The organism is Microbacterium arborescens (assembly GCF_030369635.1).
In the GTDB taxonomy this organism is placed as follows: Bacteria; Actinomycetota; Actinomycetes; order Actinomycetales; family Microbacteriaceae; genus Microbacterium.
The window spans coordinates 1,155,079-1,168,469 of record NZ_CP128474.1 but is presented as its reverse complement, the minus strand read 5'-3'; the positions used below and the strand labels follow the sequence as shown (position 1 = coordinate 1,168,469).

General features: G+C 69.5%; 11 protein-coding genes. 5 read left to right on the top strand and 6 right to left on the bottom strand.

Features of this window, described 5'->3' with window-relative positions:
* Positions 1–61 precede the first annotated feature (61 nt).
* Complete coding sequence (locus tag QUC20_RS05520; protein WP_120263029.1) at positions 62–1,096, top strand: serine hydrolase domain-containing protein; 1,035 nt, start codon at positions 62–64, stop codon at positions 1,094–1,096.
* 18 nt (positions 1,097–1,114) lie between these two features.
* Here QUC20_RS05520 and QUC20_RS05515 read toward each other — a convergent pair whose 3' ends face one another.
* The 5 genes from QUC20_RS05515 to QUC20_RS05495 all read right to left on the bottom strand — a co-directional run bounded on the left by QUC20_RS05515 (position 1,115) and on the right by QUC20_RS05495 (position 5,482).
* Positions 1,115–1,861, bottom strand: a complete 747-nt coding sequence (locus QUC20_RS05515; protein WP_120263030.1) for an ABC transporter permease — start codon at positions 1,859–1,861, stop codon at positions 1,115–1,117.
* A gap of 2 nt (positions 1,862–1,863) precedes the next feature.
* Positions 1,864–2,613 carry an ABC transporter permease gene (locus QUC20_RS05510; RefSeq protein WP_289331196.1) on the bottom strand — a complete coding sequence of 250 codons (750 nt, stop codon included), beginning with the start codon at positions 2,611–2,613 and terminating at the stop codon, positions 1,864–1,866.
* On the bottom strand, positions 2,610–3,509 hold the full coding sequence (locus QUC20_RS05505) for an ABC transporter ATP-binding protein (RefSeq protein ID WP_289331195.1): 900 nt from the start codon (positions 3,507–3,509) through the stop codon (positions 2,610–2,612). The genes QUC20_RS05510 and QUC20_RS05505 overlap by 4 nt, the downstream gene beginning before the upstream one ends.
* Before the next feature lie 132 nt (positions 3,510–3,641).
* Positions 3,642–4,346 (bottom strand): response regulator, encoded by a 705-nt coding sequence (locus QUC20_RS05500; protein WP_289331194.1) that lies wholly within the window; start codon positions 4,344–4,346, stop codon positions 3,642–3,644.
* Positions 4,343–5,482: a sensor histidine kinase gene (locus QUC20_RS05495; RefSeq protein WP_183045286.1), complete on the bottom strand. Its 1,140-nt coding sequence runs from the start codon at positions 5,480–5,482 to the stop codon at positions 4,343–4,345. The genes QUC20_RS05500 and QUC20_RS05495 overlap by 4 nt, the downstream gene beginning before the upstream one ends.
* 284 nt (positions 5,483–5,766) lie before the next feature.
* Here QUC20_RS05495 and QUC20_RS05490 point away from each other — a divergent pair, with 284 nt between their 5' ends.
* Together QUC20_RS05490 and lanM are read left to right on the top strand one after the other, a co-directional pair.
* Complete coding sequence (locus QUC20_RS05490) at positions 5,767–5,970, top strand: hypothetical protein (protein WP_289331193.1); 204 nt, start codon at positions 5,767–5,769, stop codon at positions 5,968–5,970.
* A 71-nt stretch (positions 5,971–6,041) separates the two neighbouring features.
* Positions 6,042–9,125, top strand: coding sequence for a type 2 lanthipeptide synthetase LanM (lanM, locus tag QUC20_RS05485; protein ID WP_289331192.1), 3,084 nt, complete (start codon positions 6,042–6,044; stop codon positions 9,123–9,125).
* A 25-nt stretch (positions 9,126–9,150) separates the two neighbouring features.
* Here lanM and QUC20_RS05480 read toward each other — a convergent pair whose 3' ends face one another.
* Complete coding sequence (locus tag QUC20_RS05480) at positions 9,151–10,422, bottom strand: MFS transporter (RefSeq protein WP_259455206.1); 1,272 nt, start codon at positions 10,420–10,422, stop codon at positions 9,151–9,153.
* Between the two features lie 42 nt (positions 10,423–10,464).
* Between QUC20_RS05480 and QUC20_RS05475 the strand changes: the two genes are divergently transcribed.
* Positions 10,465–13,026 carry an excinuclease ABC subunit UvrA gene (locus tag QUC20_RS05475; protein ID WP_289331191.1) on the top strand — a complete coding sequence of 854 codons (2,562 nt, stop codon included), beginning with the start codon at positions 10,465–10,467 and terminating at the stop codon, positions 13,024–13,026.
* Between the two features lie 79 nt (positions 13,027–13,105).
* Positions 13,106–13,336, top strand: coding sequence for a microvionin family RiPP (locus tag QUC20_RS15940; RefSeq protein WP_353105723.1), 231 nt, complete (start codon positions 13,106–13,108; stop codon positions 13,334–13,336).
* Positions 13,337–13,391: the final 55 nt, after the last annotated feature.

Genomic DNA, 13,391 nt, shown 5'->3' with positions numbered 1-13,391 from the left:
GGTGATCCACAGGTCCGAAGCGGGTCGCGCGGGGCGACGCGCACCTGGCACAGTGGGGAGCATGAGCGCGACGGAGAGCATCATCATCGATGAGGGGTCGCTTCAGGCCGCGATCGACGAGCAACCGTTCTCGGGAATCGTCGGCGTCGACGCCGGCGACGTCTCGGTATGGCGCAGGGCACACGGACTCGCCGACCGCGCGAGCGGGACGCCCGTCTCGGAGAGCACCCGCTTCGCGATCGCGTCAGGAAGCAAGGCCTTCACCGCGCTGGCGGTGATGCGCCTCGTCGAGGACGGCAGCCTCGCACTCGACACGGCTGTCCGAGAGGTGCTCGGTGACGACCTGCCCCTCATCGACGACACGGTCACCGTCGAACAGCTCCTCGGACACACGTCGGGAATCGGCGACTACATCGACGAGGACGACGATCTCGACGTATCGGAGTTCTACCTCGGAGTACCCGTGCACACGCTGACGACCGCGGAGGCGTTCCTGCCCCTGCTCGACGGCATCCCTCCGAAGGCCCGTCCCGGAGAGACGTTCTCGTACTGCAACAGCGGCTACGTCGTGCTCGCGATCATCATCGAACGGGTCACGGGCCGGGGATTCCACGAGGTCGTGCACGACCTCGTCCTCACCCCCGCCGGCCTCGCCGACACCGACTTCCCGCGCACCGACGAACTCGGCGGCGACCACGCTCGCGGCTACGTCTTCGACGACGGACTGCGCGTCAACACGCTGCATCTGCCTGTCCGCGCCGGCGGCGACGGCGGCGCGTCGACGACGATCGCCGACGTGCACCGGTTCTGGCGCGCGTTCTTCGACGGGCGCATCGTCTCGCCGGAATCCGTGGCTCTCATGACCGCACCCCGCTCCTCGGTCGACGACGAGGAGATGCGGTACGGTCTCGGATTCTGGCTGACCGAGACCGGCTCCGGTGTCGTCCTCGAGGGATGCGATGTCGGCTCGTCGTTCAGGTCGGTCCATCACCCGTCGACAGCGACCACCGCGACGGTGATGAGTAACACGGCCGACGGCGCCTGGCCCGTCGCGCGTGTCCTCGCCGACGCGATGGCCGAGCTCGACGAGCGGTAGACCGGGCGCGGCGCGCCGTCACCGCAGCTTGACCGTGCGCAGCAGGGTCGCCGTGACCAGCAGCACGACGGCGCCGCCGCCGATCCCCGTGGCGAGCAACGGCAGCGTATCGCCGAGCGTCAGTCCGCCCGAGCCGGCGATGGCCGTCGATCCGAGGTTCAGCGCCCTGGTGTTGATCGCCTGGGGAATCACGTGACCGAGCGGCCGGAGGGTCGGCGACGTCACAGCGGCCACCCCCGCGACGCAGCCGAGCAGGCAGATCGCCACGGGGGCGGCGAAAGAGCGCATCAGCATCGACAACAGCGACTGGAGTGCGATGAGCGGGATGGCGGCGACGATCGCGACGACTCCCACGACCGCGAACTGCCACGGGAAGCCGCCGTCGAGGCCGAGGACGAACGTGCCCGCTGCCGCGGTGCCCACGATCAGCACGACCTGCATCAGCGCGACCGGCACGAGGACGGCGGCGACCTTCGCGGTGGCCAGACCCACCGGCCGCACCGTGGAGGTGAGCAGCAGGTTCCAGTTCGACCCGCGGTGCTCCGCGCGCCAGACCGCGGCGGCGAGGAGACTGATCCCCATCGAGAAGAAGAGCAGCCCGTAGAAGAGCACCACCTGCGACGTGAACGATGCCCAGCCCGCGTCGAGCGCGTCGGCGTTGGCCGCCAGGTTGAGCGTGCCGGTGACGACGGCGAGGAGCGGCAGGACGATCGCGATGATCCACGTGCTGGAGCGGCGGAGTTTGCGCATCTCGGCTCGGAACATCGTCAGGCTCCGATCGGATCGAGGCGTCGGATGCCGACCGCGATGACGAGCGCCGCCAGGGCCACGAACCCGATGATCCACGGGTAGGGCGCCTGCACGTACCCCACCGAGTCCCCCTCCTGCCCCGCTTGCGAGATGACGGCGTAGTAGCCCCAGGGGATGGCGCGGCTGACCGCGGCGGGCAGCAGGAGAGAGAACACGGCGAGGAACGACCCGAGCACCCCCACCCCGACGCTGACGAGCTGGTTCTCCACTCGTGCGGCGAGCAGGATGTGAAGACCGCAGAAGACGACATCGAGCACGAAGAGCAGTCCGGTGTACGCGATCCAGGGAATCGGATCGATCGGCACACGGATGCCCGCGAGCACACCGATCGCGACGACCGCCGCGGTCTGTAGCGCGATCGCGGGGGCGAGCATGAACGCGAGGGTGAGGAGTTTCGCTGCGCAGAGCCGACCCGGAGTCCGGCCTGCCCCCGCTGCGAGCACCCATCCGTTGCCGGAGTGCTCGATGTCGGTCTGCCTGCTCGCGAGCACCGCTGCCAGCAGCGGCGACGTCATCGCCGCCATCATCGTGTACGAGAGCAGGAGCGCGGCCCACGGCGATGCCGCCGGGTCGTCGAAGGTCTCGCGGGCGGTGCCCGAAAAGAGCGACGCCGAGCTCAGCGCTGCGACCGCCAGCACGAGGCCGACGAGGACCGGAATGGTGCGCAGCCGCCGCATCTTGCGAATTTCGAGGACGACGTCACTCACAGCAGACCTCCCCGGCCGGTGAGGTCCATGAAGACGTCCTCGAGGCTCTGCTGCACACGACGCACCTGGTGGATCCGGACGTCGGCAGCGACAAGCAGGGCGACCAGTGCGGCAGTCGCTTCGTTGTCGTGTCCGCTCAACCGGATGCCGCCACCCGTGATCGTCGCGTACGGCACGGCGCGCAGCGCCGCATCGATCGACGGTGTCTCGATGACGAGGTCGGGCAGCGAGTGGGCGAACAGGTCGGCGCGGGTGCCCTGGAAGATCAACCTGCCCGCCGAGAGGATGCCGAGCACAGACGCCATCTTGTCGATCTCGTCGAGCAGGTGACTCGAGACCATGACCGTGATGCCCTGGCCCGCGAGCTCGATGAGCAGATCGCGGATCTCTTCGATACCGGCCGGATCGAGGCCGTTGGTGGGCTCGTCGAGAACCAGGAGCGACGGGTCGCGCGCGAGCGCCATCGCGATGCCCAGGCGCTGCTTCATCCCGAGGGAGTAGTTGCGTACGAGCTTGTCCTTCTGCTCGCTCAGCCGGACGATCTCGAGAGCGGTCCGGATCTGCGCGTCGACGAGCCCGAGCATGTCTCGGACGATCAGCATGTTCTCCCAGCCCGTCAGATGACCGTAGCCGGGTGGCGCCTCGATCATCGAACCGATCGAGGGCAGCAGGTCGCCGCGCGAGCGGGGGGTGAGCGATTGCCCGAAGATCTCGATCTCGCCGGCTGTGGGCTGGCTGAGCCCGAGCAGCATCTTCATCGTGGTCGACTTCCCCGACCCGTTCGGGCCGAGGAACCCGTACACCACGCCCTGAGGAACGGAGAGATCGACCGCGTCGACCGCGGTGTGCTCGCGGAACTTCTTCGTGAGGCCGTGGGTGGCGATGACGGTGCTCACTGCGGGCACCACCGGATGCGTGTCATGCCGCCATCCTCGTTCGCAGCACCCGCCACGCGGATCGGTCGCGAGATGCATCATCCCCCACGCGGTCCTCCTCCGATCGGAGGAGGACCGACCGCCCCGAGAGGGCTAGTCGGTGCGTGAGCGCCCCGCGCGTCGAACCGAAGCCAACCCGCGCTCGTGCGCCCAGATCACCAGATGCACGCGGTCTCTCACCCGCAGCTTGGTGAGGATGTGGCCGACGTGGGTCTTCACGGTCACCTCCGCGATGTGGAGACTGCTCGCGATCTCGGGATTGGAGCACCCCTGGACGATCTGCTCGAACACCGCCCGCTCCCGCCCCGTCAGCACCGCGAGAAGGGCGTCGTCGCCCTCCGCCGGCTCGGTATCGTTGATCGCGATGCGCTCGAGAAGGCGGCGGCCGGTGGGCGCCGAGACTGCGAACGTGCCGCCGTACACGGCCCGGATGGCGTCGACGAGCTGATCGGCTGTGCTGTCTTTCAGGATGAACCCGACCGCACCGGCCTGCAGGATCCGAACCGCGTAGGAGTCGGTGTCGTAGGTGGTGAGTCCGAGCACCCGCGTCGCGGGGCTGACCGCCTCGGCCGTCAGTGTCCGCGTGGCCTCGATCCCATCGAGTCGCGGCATCCGGATGTCCATGAGCACGACGTCGGGCCGCAGTTCGCGAACACGCTCGACGGCGGCCTCGCCGTCGGGCGCCGTGCCGACCGCGCGCATGTCGGGCTGCGCGTCCACGATGCGGCTGAAACCGTCACGGACGAGTGCCTGGTCATCGGCGACCAGCACGGTGATCGGCGGCGATGAGGTCGTCATACGACGGCACCGTCGACGACGACGTCCAGCGGCCAGACCGCCCGCACCGTGAACGTGCGGTCGTGAGCGTAGGTCAGCTCGCCGCCGTACAGCTCGCACCGCCGCCGCATGCCGGCGAGACCGCGGTGCTCCCGCACCGGGCGGTGGATCGGAGACGGGCCGACGGGGTTCGCCACCGACACGGCGAGCTCCCCTCTTCCCCACGACACCGTCAACACGATCGGACCATCGCATCCGTGCCGAACGGCGTTGGTGAGCGACTCCTGGATCACTCGGTAGGCCGCGAGAGACATGCCGGGGCTGAGCGGGTGCGGGTCGCCGAGCACCACGACCTCTAGCCGGGTGCCCGCACGGACGAAACCGGAGATCAGGTCGTCGAGATCGTCGAGCGACGGCGTCGGGCGGCGGTCCAGGTCGTCTGCAGGCGAGAGCAACCCACGGACCTCCCGCAAGGCTGATCTGCCGCTCGCGGAGATGGTCGCGAACACCGATGCGGAGTCCGGATCGGATGCGGCTGCCCGTCCGCTCTCGGCTTGGACGATGACGTTCGTGAGCGTGTGCGCGAGAACGTCATGCATCTCGTCGCTGATCCGCTCGCGTTCCTCGTAAGCAGCCAGACGTGTCCGCGCCTCGGCATCGCGTTCGGACATCTCGCTGCGTTGTCGCGCCATCCGCAGAGCCTCGCTCCGGCGACGATCGAGCAGGCCGAACGCCCACGCCGTGAGCATGCTGATGCCGACGAGCCCGATGACGAGGCCCGTGCCCGCCGACGCGCTGAAACCGATGTCGAGGAGAACGGCGGCACCGAGCCCCGAGATGTAGAGCAGACCCAGCATCAGGCCCAGGTGCTGGGCGCGTTCCGAGGCATGGGCCGCGACGGAGAAGACGCCCACGAGCAGGATCAGGTCGCCGGGAAGGAGCAGCGACGCGTCGACGCCGAGGTGCACCGCCGAGATCGCGGTGGCCGTCACGGCGAAGACGACCGGGTGCGAGCGACGCCACACGAGAGTCGCGGCCATCAACGCCGACCATGCCCAGTCGGGCTGCCCGAGCAGCCCCATCGCGACGCAGCCGGCGATGGCGACCCCCGCGACGAGCGAGTCGCGACCCCGTGTGGTGCCGTCCCCCCGGTGCATGCCGCCACCATATCCCTTCGGTCGGCGGCTCACCCCCCTCCTCAGAACAGCGGAGACCGCTCCTCCGGCAGGTGGAGGATCGGGCCGAAAATCCCCGGATCGCATAGTTCCGGTGAAGGTCTGCCGCGGGCTTGAGTGAGCACGGCAGGAGCATGCCGGAACTGGCAGTGATGCGGGCGCACCGCGGCACCCGCCGTCGGCGCCGTTCCGGTTCCGCCCCGTCGGGCTCCCGCGGCAACCGCCGCCGAGGAGGGATAGCGGAAGAACGAAGGAAGGAACGGATCATGATCACGCCCCATGACCAGGAGATGACGATCGTCAGCCCGCGTTGGGACATGGCAGCCCGCTCGACCGACGGATCCACCCCGTCGGTGCAGGCTCAGATCGACGCCGAGTTCGAGCGCGTCGTGAGCCCGTACATGGCCAGCAGCGGCTGGCTGTGCACACTCACGATCGAGTGCGGAACCCTGATCTGCGCCTGTCGCTGACCGCTGCTCGCGGGCGGCGCGGCACCCCGCGCCGCCCGCACCCGTTGGACGACCCACGATCGGAGCTCGCCGTGCTCACCACCCGCGACACCATCGCGCTGCTTCAGGCTTCGGCGCTCGACGAGCGCCGGCTCGGGCCCATGGCACGGCAGAGCATCACCGACGACATGACACGGGCGTGGTCCGACCGGGCGCTCGAAGCCGACGGCATCCTCGACGGCTACCTCGCTGCCCGTGACCTCGACCGCGAAGCGCTCTCGGGTCTGCTGACCGGCGCCCCCTGGTCACCGCGGCAGCACAGCATCGGGTGGATCGAGAACGTCGCGTGCTGGCTGACGCACACCACCGGAGAGCCGTGGCGGCCGGGCCGTCCGCTCGCCATCGAGAACGCGCTGCTCACGCGCATCCCCTTTCCCTCGTTCCTGGTGCCGATGGTCTCGACTCAGCGGTCGTTCCTCGCTGGTCTGCCCGGGGTCCCCGAGGGTGCGCGCCGCGATCTGCTCGACGGACTGGCCGAGACGGTCGCAGCGCTGGCCCTGCGTCCGCTGCTCACCGAGATGGCCGGCGACGCGTCGGCCGGTGCATACGCGCGTCTCGATTCCTCGCTCTCGCACCCGGCGAGGCGGATGTCCTTCCTCTCGCGCTACCCCCTTCTCGCCCGTGACCTCGTCGCAGCGATCGGCAACTGGCGCGAGCGCGTGCGTCTGATCCTGGAGCGCCTCGATCGCGATGCCGAGGCGCTCTCGACAGCCGGTCTCCCTTGCCCCGGAATCGCTGCCGTCAGCGGCATCCGTTTCGCGGGTGACACGCACGATCGCGGGCAGTCGGTGGCCATCGTGACGTTCGACGACGGCCGACGGGTGGTCTACAAGCCGCGCGAGTCCGCCGTCTTCGCCCTCTACCGCGACATCACGACGGTGCTGGCCGACGAGCTTCCGGAGGGGGTGCGCCTGCGCGCGCCGAACGTGCTGGTCCGCGATGGATACGGGTGGGTCGAGTTCATCGAACACGCCGCCCCCGGCGAGGTCGACCTGCGCGATCATCTGCGCAGACTCGGCGGGCTGCTCGCGATCGCGCACGTGCTCGGCGCGTCGGACCTCCACCTCGAGAACGTCATCGCATCCGCGGCGGGTCCGGTTCCCGTCGACCTCGAGACGCTCGTTCAGAATCGCAGCCACCGCGACGCCGCCGACACCGCGGCTGCGGCGGCAGCACGCCGTCTGAACGAATCGGTGCTGGGCACCGGAATCCTGCCCGTCCAGCTGACCGCCGGTGAGGGCACGAGCATCGACGTGAGCGTCGTCACGGGCGGGCTGCAGCCGACAGGCCGGACAGCCATGGCGCATCAACTCACCGGGACCTTCACCGACGCGATGCGGATCGAGGCCGTCGAGCTGCGCGTCGGGTCGTCGCAGAATCAACCGCCGGGCATGACCCTGCGTATGGTCCGCCGTCACCGGGACGCGCTCGCCGACGGTTTCGTGGCCACCTCACGGGCGCTCATCTCGTGTCGCGACCGCGTCGTCGGCATCCTCTCGGGTGTTCCCGAGCTGACCGTGCGGCACATCGTCCGCGCGACGCGCTCGTACTCGCTGCTGCTCGCCGAGATGCGCCAGTCGTCGCGCCTGCGCAGCGGAATCGATCGCGACCATCTCTTGCGCAGCCTGTGGACGCGACTGGCCGACCATCCCGGTGACCTGCCTCTCATCGGGGCGGAAGAACGCGCCCTCCGGCGGCTCGATGTGCCGCTCTTCACGGTCGACATGGACTCGCTCTCCCTCGACGACGACCGCCGCCCGTTGGTTCCGGAGTACTTCGCCAGAACCATGCGTGAGGATGTCGTCGCGCGTCTCAAGCACCTCCGCCCGGCCGACATCGATGCCGGCGAATCCCTCATCCTGGAGTCGATTCTGGCGGCCACGACCGCCGAGACCGAGAACGAAGGCGCTCCCGGTCCACTCGGCGCCACTCCCCTCCGCCGCACCGGCATCCGTGCGGTCGCCGAGCAACAGGCCCGGCTGCTCGCCGAGTCGGCGATCCTCGGACGAGACGACGCGACGTGGATCAGCGTGTGCAGCAGCGTCGACAGCACCGGGCTCGAGTACCGCCCTGTCGGCCCCACGCTCTACGACGGCCTGGCAGGCATCGTCATCGGCGCCGCTGCGGGACACCGTGCGTTCCCTCGCTGGGGACTCGACGACCTCGCCGCGCGCGGCGCCCACGCGATCGCCGCAATCCTCGATGACTGGAGCTCCGGGCGCGTGACGCTCCCGGTGGGAGCGTTCAGCGGGGCGGCCGGGCTTCTCTACGCGTTGGCCCGCTACGAGAGCATCGTCGGGGTCGACCGATTCGGCGCGACCCGGGCGAGCGCCGTCCGCCGTTTCCGGGACGCCGCTGGGACGGACGGCTACCTCGACGTCATGGCGGGGTCAGCGGGCGCCATCGCCGTGCTGACGTCCATCCGCGCGGCCGACGACGCCGAGACGGACGTGGCCGTCCGCGCGCTCGCGTACCACCTCCTCGAGCGCGCCGTCGAGACCTCCGACGGCGCGCTCGTCTGGGAGAGCGGAGCGACCCGCGCCCGTCTGGGCGGCATGTCGCACGGCGCGACGGGGATCGGATGGGCGCTCGCCGCCGCGTCAGCCAGGCTCGCAGATCGCACCATGGCCGACGCTGCCCAGCGGGCTCTGGGCTTCGACGACAACCTCTTCGATGTGAAGCCCGGGCGGTGGCTCGACGCCCGTCCTGAGTCACTCGCGCAGGGACGCCTCTTTCCCACGCACTGGTGCCACGGCACGGCGGGTATCGCGCTCGCGCGCGCCGACGCTGCCGTGCTGCTCGGAGATGACACGCTGCTGCCGCTCGCCGACCTCGGAGCGCTGGAGACCGCGACGGACCTGCCGTCGGACGATTCGCTGTGCCACGGCTCGTTGGGGAACCTCATGGCGCTGCGGGGCATCGAGAGCCGTGGTGGCCCTGCTGCCGGCGACTACGCCGAACGCGTCATCGCGCGTATCGATCGCGACGGCCCGCACAGCGGACTGCCGTCGGGCATCACCACCGTGCGAGGGCTCATGGTCGGAACCGCCGGAACCCTCTACGCGCTCTGTCGCGAGCTCGACCCCGACCTGCCGAACATCCTGCTCCTGGAGTGATCGCTGCGCCGGTGCAGCGGGAGGCTCATCCGGCCGCGACCGCTTCCGTCTCGTCGTCATCGACGACCGGCGGCGCAGCGGCGATGTGCGTGATCGGACGCCAGACGAACAGCAGCGTGAGCGCGGCACCGACGAAGGCGAACCACCAGGGGCCCGTGGGGCCCCACACCTGGGCGATCACCCCGCCGAGCGCCTGCCCGATCACGAGACCGCCGAAGACCCCCACCATGTTGACCGACGCGATGCGGCCCTGCAGCTCGTGGGGAACGAGGCGCTGACGAACAGTCGTCGAGATGGTCGCCCAGACGAAGGCATAGGCGCCGAACGCGATCATGATGACGAATGCCACCGCGCCCGAGGTCGTCAGGGCGAACGCGAGGTGCATGAGGACCTCGGCGGTGAGGCACACCCGCATGAGCGCAGCGAACGAGAATCGCCGCTCGAGCCTTCCGAACAGGAGAGTCGCCGCCAGTCCGCCGATCGCGGACGCGGTCGTCAGTGCGCCGTAGCCGACGGGCCCCATCTGCAGGTAGTCGGTCGCGTACAGCACGAGCACGCCCCACGGCGCCGCCCAGGTCACGTTGAAGGTGAGGATGATGATCACGAGCGTGCGCACCGGCGGGTTGCGCCACAGCCAGCGGATGCCGCTCAGGATGTCGGTGTGCACGGGGGTCCGCGTGCGCGGTGCATCCGCCTCCTCGACGCGCGTGGTCGCCGTGATGCGCGAGATGAGGACGACGGCGAGGGCGACGCACACGCCCTGAACGGCGAACGGCCAGAACGATCCGACGGCGAACAGGAAGGCACCCAAGGGCGGTCCGCCGAGCTGGTTGGCCACGAGGAACCCGGCTTGCAGCCGCGCGTTCCCGACGCCGAGGTCGCTTCTGCGCACCATCATCGGCAGGAGGGTGCTGCTGGTCGTGTCGACGAAGACCTCGGCGGTGCCGTACAGGAAAGCGACGATCAACACCATCCAGATACTGGCGAGCCCGGTGACGAGGAAGACGCACAGACCGACCAGCACGAGAGCCCGGATGCCGTTGGCCACCATGATCAGCACCCGGCGATCGACCCGGTCGGCGATCGCGCCCGCGTGAAGCCCGAACAGCAGCCACGGGAGGAACTGCATGACCGCACCGGAGGCGACCAGGATCGGCGAATCGGTCATCGATGCGATCAGCAGCGGTGCGGCGGCGAGCGCGATGCCGTCGCCGATGTTGCTCGTCAGCGATGATGCGAACAGCCACCGGAAATCACGGCCCAGACGCCGCGGCGCGACCCACTCTGCGATACCCACCGCACGAGCCTAGGGGCGACCTCCGACACGTAGGCTTGCCCGATGTCCGGAAACGCTCGTGTCAGCCCCGATGCCTTCGTCCGCGTGCGCGGTGCGCGCGAGAACAACCTCCGGAACGTCGATGTCGATGTCCCCCGCGATGCGATCGTCGCTTTCACCGGGGTGTCGGGCTCGGGCAAGTCGTCGCTCGCGTTCGGCACGATCTTCACGGAGGCGCAGCGCCGGTACCTCGAGTCCGTGGCTCCGTACGCTCGGCGCTTGATCCAGCAGGGCCATAACCCGCACGTCGAGTCGATCACGGGGCTCCCGCCGGCCGTCGCTCTGCAGCAGCGCCGCGGTGCTCCCAGCTCGCGCTCGAGCGTCGGCACCGTGACGACGCTGTCGAACTCGCTGCGGATGCTGTTCTCGCGTGCCGGTACCTTCCCCGAGGACGCCACGACGCGCCTGGACTCCGACGCCTTCTCACCCAACACCGCCGCCGGGGCGTGTCCGGAGTGCCACGGCATCGGCGTCGCACACACCGTCACCGAAGAGACGCTCGTGCCCGACGCGTCCCTCAGCATCCGCGAGGGCGCGATCGCTGCGTGGCCGGGGGCCTGGCAGGCGAAGAACCTCCGTGACATCACGATCGCGCTCGGCTACGACGTCGACCGCCCGTGGCGCGAGCTCGCCCCCGCAGATCGCGAATGGCTGCTGTTCACCGACGAGCAGCCGGTGGTGGAGATCACCCCGCAGCGCGATCGCGTGGCGAAGCCGTATAAGGGAATGTTCTGGAGCGCGAAGAAGTACGTCTTCCACACGCTGGCCGATTCCGCCAGCGCGAAGATGCGCGACCGGGTGCTGCAATTCGTCCGCAGCGGCACCTGCCCGTTGTGCGGCGGTTCCGGATTACGACACGAGGCGCTGGCCGTCACCTTCGCCGGCCGCACCATCGCCGAGCTGAACGCGCTTCCCCTGACCGAGCTCGCCGACATCCTGCGCCCGACGACGACGCTGACCGACGCCGTGCCCGCGCTTCCCACCTCGTCGTCGGGTGAGCGAACGGATGTCGCCGTCGCGATCACCACCGACCTGGTGGCGCGCATCGAGGTGCTGCTCGACCTCGGCCTCGGCTATCTCGGGCTCGGCCGCGTCACCACGACCCTCTCTCCCGGCGAGATGCAACGTCTCCGGCTCGCGACGCAGCTGCGCTCGGGCCTCTTCGGCGTGGTCTATGTCCTCGACGAACCGTCGGCAGGACTGCATCCCGCCGACGCCGAGCCGCTCATCGCGGTACTCGAGCAGCTGGCGGCGTCGGGCAACTCGGTGTTCGTCGTCGAACACAACATGGACGTCGTCCGCGGCGCCGACTGGATCGTCGACGTCGGGCCCGCTGCGGGCGAAGGCGGAGGTCACGTCCTCTACAGCGGCACGGTCGACGGCCTCGCCGAGGTCGCGGAGTCGGTGACGCGGCCCTTCCTGTTCCCCGGCGCCGACGACAGCACGACGATGGCCAGGAGCGCGCGCATCCCGACGGAATGGCTGACGATCGAGGGCGCGTCGCTGCACAACCTCATTGACGTCGACGCGGCCTTCCCTCTCGGCACTCTGGTCGCGGTGTCCGGTGTGTCGGGTTCGGGCAAGTCGTCGCTCGTGGGCGGCGTGCTCCGCGACGTGGTCCACGGGCACCTTCACGGAGACGGTTCTCGCGATGAGCCGGCCGACGAAGCGATGGATGCCGCGGGGACGGCGGACGCAACGCTCCCGGATTCGCCACGCGCGACCTCGTCGGTGCGGGTGGCCACCGGCCTCGAGAGCGTCGACCGCCTCGTCCGAGTGGACCAGAAGCCGATCGGACGCACCCCGCGCTCGAACCTGGCGACATACACGGGATTGTTCGACGCGGTACGTGCGGTGTTCGCAGGCACCGACCTGGCTCGCGAGCGCGGATACACCGCGGGACGTTTCTCGTTCAACGTCGCCGGCGGCCGATGCGAGACCTGCCTCGGCGAGGGGTACGTCGCGGTCGAGCTGCTCTTCCTCCCCGGCAGCTACGGACGCTGCCCGGCCTGTCACGGCGCCAGGTACAACGACGACACGCTCGAGGTCGCGTACCGCGGGAAGAGCGTCGCCGACGTCCTCGCGTTGACCGTCGACGAGGCGGCGGCGTTCCTGGTGGAGATTCCGTCCGCGGCCCGGAGCCTGCAGACGCTGCGCGAGGTCGGGCTCGGGTACCTGCGCCTGGGGCAGCCGGCTACCGAGCTCTCGGGCGGCGAGGCGCAGCGGATCAAACTCGCGACCGAGCTGCAGCGCGCCCGGCGCGGACACACCCTCTATCTACTCGACGAGCCCACCACCGGGCTGCATCCGGCGGACGTCCGCCTGCTCCTCACTCAGCTTCACGCGCTCGTCGACGCGGGGAACACCGTCGTCGTCGTGGAACACGACATGGATGTCGTCGCCTCGGCCGATTGGGTGATCGACTTGGGCCCATCCGGCGGAAACGCGGGCGGGCGCATCGTGGTGGCCGGCACCCCGATCGACGTCGCACGAGAGCCGGCGAGCCGGACGGCGCGGTACCTCGCACGAGCCCTCACGGGCGTCATTCCCACCCTGACCGAATAGCGCGGGGTCGCGGAAAACGAAAGAAAACGCTTGCAATTAAGGCGAACGCCCGTGTTACTATCGCCACGTATGTAGCCAGATGTGGCAAAAGGCCGCACGTGGGGGGTCATCCGTTTCACCAAGCGAGGAGTTTCGTCGAGTTCTGACGCTCTTCGCAACACGCTCGCGCGCGTCTGACCGCCTGCATTGCCGCCGAGATCTCGGCCACGGGAAGGAGGTGGAATTGATGTCCTTGGAACAACTCGAAGCGCTTGACGCAAGTTCAGAGGCGGCGGAAATGGCCGCCAGCCTCGGCAGCCAGTCCTGCTGACAGACAAGCGGGCGGACGCGACCGCGTCCGCCCGCTCCGCTTCTACGAGGAGGTC

Coding starts and splice junctions, on each gene's coding strand:
- QUC20_RS05520 (WP_120263029.1), top strand. CDS start 62: ATGAGCGCGACGGAGAGCATCATCATCGATGAGGGGTCGCTTCAGGCC.
- QUC20_RS05515 (WP_120263030.1), bottom strand. CDS start 1,861: ATGTTCCGAGCCGAGATGCGCAAACTCCGCCGCTCCAGCACGTGGATC.
- QUC20_RS05500 (WP_289331194.1), bottom strand. CDS start 4,346: ATGACGACCTCATCGCCGCCGATCACCGTGCTGGTCGCCGATGACCAG.
- QUC20_RS05495 (WP_183045286.1), bottom strand. CDS start 5,482: ATGCACCGGGGGGACGGCACCACACGGGGTCGCGACTCGCTCGTCGCG.
- QUC20_RS05490 (WP_289331193.1), top strand. CDS start 5,767: ATGATCACGCCCCATGACCAGGAGATGACGATCGTCAGCCCGCGTTGG.
- QUC20_RS05475 (WP_289331191.1), top strand. CDS start 10,465: ATGTCCGGAAACGCTCGTGTCAGCCCCGATGCCTTCGTCCGCGTGCGC.
- QUC20_RS15940 (WP_353105723.1), top strand. CDS start 13,106: ATGTGGCAAAAGGCCGCACGTGGGGGGTCATCCGTTTCACCAAGCGAG.